This is a genomic window from Micromonospora endophytica (assembly GCF_003236305.1).
Classification (GTDB): Bacteria; Actinomycetota; Actinomycetes; order Mycobacteriales; family Micromonosporaceae; genus Micromonospora; species Micromonospora endophytica.
This window is the reverse complement of record NZ_POTX01000399.1, coordinates 1-3333: the sequence shown is the minus strand read 5'-3', so window position 1 is coordinate 3333 and position 3333 is coordinate 1. Positions and strand designations below refer to the sequence as shown.

The 3333-nt window shown below is 69.4% G+C and carries 2 protein-coding genes and 1 pseudogene; 1 reads left to right on the top strand and 2 read right to left on the bottom strand.

Features of this window, described 5'->3' with window-relative positions:
• The coding region (locus tag C1I93_RS29700; protein WP_111246562.1) for an alpha-amylase at positions 1-1520 on the bottom strand (1520 nt) is incomplete at its 3' end.
• Positions 1521-1708: 188 nt separating this feature from the next.
• Positions 1709-2297: pseudogene (locus tag C1I93_RS29695) on the bottom strand (ester cyclase); the annotation flags it as partial.
• Between the two features lie 75 nt (positions 2298-2372).
• Between C1I93_RS29695 and C1I93_RS29690 the strand changes: the two are divergent.
• Positions 2373-3302 (top strand): LLM class F420-dependent oxidoreductase, encoded by a 930-nt coding sequence (locus tag C1I93_RS29690; RefSeq protein ID WP_111246560.1) that lies wholly within the window; start codon positions 2373-2375, stop codon positions 3300-3302.
• Positions 3303-3333: the final 31 nt, after the last annotated feature.

Sequence of the window (3333 nt, the reverse complement as noted above, 5' to 3'; positions counted from 1 at the left end):
GGGTTCGGGCCGTCCAGGCGGGCCTCGACGTGCAGTGCGACGGCCTGGTCCGCGGCGATGGACGCGGTGAAGGCACCGCCGGAGACGGTCACCGCGCCGCCCGGGCAGGCTCCGGTGGAGCTGTCGTACGCGCCCCGGCCCACGTTGCAGTAGCGGCCGTCCGGCAGCGAGGTGCTGAAGCTGCGGCTCCACGCGCTGCCGGTGGCGTTGAAGGCGGCGTACCCCCGGTTGCCCCGGGCGAAGGCCAGCCGGCCGTTGCCGTCGGTGACCACCGATCCGATGCCGGTGCCGGCGACCGCGTTGCGGAAGCCCGGCATGCCGGCCACGCCCGGGTTGCGGTGCTCGCAGATCCACGCCCCGCCGGTGCAGTCAGCAGCCAGGGTGGTGCCGTTGGACGTGCTGGGCGGGCCCTGGCCGTGCACGGAACCGAAGGCGTAGCTCGACATCAGCTGCGGCCGGCCGTACGGGTGGGCCAGCATGAACGTGTCCGCCAGGTAGTAGCGGGCCCCGTTCTTGTACGTCAGCGTCGGGTTCTCCCGCTGGGTGTCGTGGTTGTCGACGAACACCACTGCCTGCTGCGCGGTCAATCCGCCGTAGTTGGGCAGGTTGCCGAGCTGGGCGATGTTGCCGTCGCGGAACGCCGACGACACGGCCCGCTGGTAGTCGAAGTTGGTCACCCCGCCGTAGGGGGCGTACGCGGTGTAGGGGACCGTGCCGTCGCCGTACACCTCGTGGAACAGGTCCGGTCGACCGCCGAAGCCGGGTACGTCGCGCAGCCGGTTGATGATGTCGGCCAGGTGTGACTCCTGGACGTGCTTGGCGGCGTCCACCCGGAACCCGGCCACGCCCAGGTCGATCACCGCGTTCATGTACTTGGCGATCTTCCGTCGTACCTCGGGGTCGGCGGTGTTGAGGTCGGCCAGGTCGAGCAGCTCGCAGTCCTGGACCTCCTGCTTGTTGCCCCAGTTGCTGATCCGCCGGTAGCAGGGCGCGAAGTCGCCGTAGCCGTAGCTGTCGCCCGAGCCGTCGTTGAACAGGTTCGGGTAGCTGTACTTGCTGTAGACGGTGCCGGCGCTGCCTGGACCGCTGCCGGCCGAACCGGTGCCGCTCATGTGGTTCAGCACCATGTCCACATAGATCTTGACGCCCTGCGCCCGGCAGCGCTCGACCATGTCGACGAACTGGGCCTTCGTGCCGCGCCGGGTGGCGTCCAGCCGGTACGACACCGGTTGGTAGTCCTGCCACCACGGGTAGGTCGCGCCCTCGGCGCTGGGCAGCACCACGTGTTCCTGCGGCGGCGAGACCTGCACTCCGCCCCAGCCGTTGGGGCCGAGGTTGGTCTCGCACTCGTTGGCCACGGAGTCCCATCGCCACTGGAACAGGTGGACTATCGCGTCGCCGTTGGCGCGTACCTCGGCGGCGCTGGCGGGTGCACCGGCGGTGACGGCGGTGAGGGTGGCCGCGACCATTGTCGCGGCCAGCGCCGCGGGTATCACGGCGCGAGGACGGGGGATGCGCACGGAGCCCTCCTCAGGGGACGGTCAGGTGCAGTCACGATGACGGCAAGGATTCCTGCAAGTGGTGCAAGAAGTTGCGGTGGTTGCGTGACCGTAACAGCGCGGTCGATGGTTGTGAACCTCTGTTTCATCCTCTGACTCAATGTCAAAGAGGCTCTTGCGGTCTCCTGCAAGACCTGCAACCATTTTCGTCCACCGCGCTGCCGGGTCGACCCGTCCCTAGCGGCCGTCGGTGGCGTCCGGCGCGGACAGCAGACGCGGGTCCGGCGCACTGCCGGCCATGGCGAGCATGCCGCGTACGACGCGCATCAGCGTGAGCAGATCGCGTGGCTTCCTCTTGTCCAGGTGGCTGATCACCTGCTTGAGGACGGAGAGCTGGTCGAAGTACACCCGCTCGGTGACCAGCTTCTCGTGTTCGTCGAAGATGAAGTAGGCGGTCATCCGGGTACGGTGCCGGCCACCGGTTGGTGGGATCTTGCCGAGCGGGCCGAGATGCGTACCGATCAACCAGAACTCGACGATCACCGCATCGTGGCTGTGCCGCATCGCGATGATCTCGTGATGCTGGTCCGGGAAGGCGACCCGGGTGTCGTGGTAGTAGCCGCGCACCGCGGCGTCTCCGTCGTGCACGGTCATCGAGGCGACCAGTTCGTAGTGCGGGTGCGGGAACGTGGTAAGCACGCTGTCCCAGTCCTGGCGAACCTCGTCGTCGAAGTGGTCGAGGACCAGCTTCTCCCGCGCCCGCAGCACGTCCTCGGTGGGAAGGGTGAATGTCGACATGGTGATCGACAGTAATGGTTCCGGCAGCGTCCAGCTCCGCCAGCCAAGCCCGGTCGCCTTACCTATGCTCGACCCATGGAACTGCGGATCTTCACCGAACCCCAGCAGGGTGCCAGCTACGACGACCTGCTCGCCGTGGCCCGCCGCGCCGAGGAAACCGGCTTCGGCGCCTTCTTCCGCTCCGACCACTACCTCAAGATGGGGTCGGTCAGCGGCGACCCCGGCCCCACCGACGCCTGGACCACGCTGGCCGGGTTGGCCCGCGACACCCGGACCATCCGGCTCGGCACCCTGATGAGCGCCGCGACGTTCCGGCTGCCCGGCCCGCTCGCCATCACCGTCGCCCAGGTCGACCAGATGAGCGGCGGCCGGGTCGAACTGGGCATCGGCACCGGCTGGTACGACGCCGAGCACCAGGCGTACGGGATCCCCTTCCCGGGGCTGGGGGAGCGCTTCGACCGGCTGGCCGAGCAACTGGCCGTGATCACCGGACTGTGGCGTACCCCGTCGGGCGAGACGTTCGACTTCACCGGCAAGCACTACCAGGTGAGCGACTCGCCGGCGCTACCCAAGCCGGTGCAGCGGCCACACCCGCCGATCCTGCTCGGCGGGATGGGCGCGAAGCGTACGCCGGCACTTGCCGCCCGTTACGCCGACGAGTTCAACCTGCCGTTCGTCTCCATCGCCGACACGGTCAGCCAGTTCGCCCGGGTCCGCGCCGCGTGCCAGGAGATCGGCCGCGACCCGGCCGAGCTGACCTGGTCCAACGCGCTGGTGCTCTGCTGCGGGCGGGACGAGGCCGAGGTGGCCCGGCGGGCCGCGGCGATCGGCCGGGAGCCGGCCGAGCTGCGGGAGAACGGTCTGGCCGGCACCCCCGCCGAGATCGTCGACAAGATCGGTCGGTACGCGGAGGTCGGCAGCCAGCGGATCTACCTCCAGGTGCTGGACCTGGGCGACCTGGACCACCTGGACCTGGTCGCCACCGAGGTGATGCGGCAGCTCTGACGCCCGGCCCGGCCCAGCCCCGGCCCAGCCC

Coding starts and splice junctions, on each gene's coding strand:
- C1I93_RS29690 (WP_111246560.1), top strand. CDS start 2,373: ATGGAACTGCGGATCTTCACCGAACCCCAGCAGGGTGCCAGCTACGAC.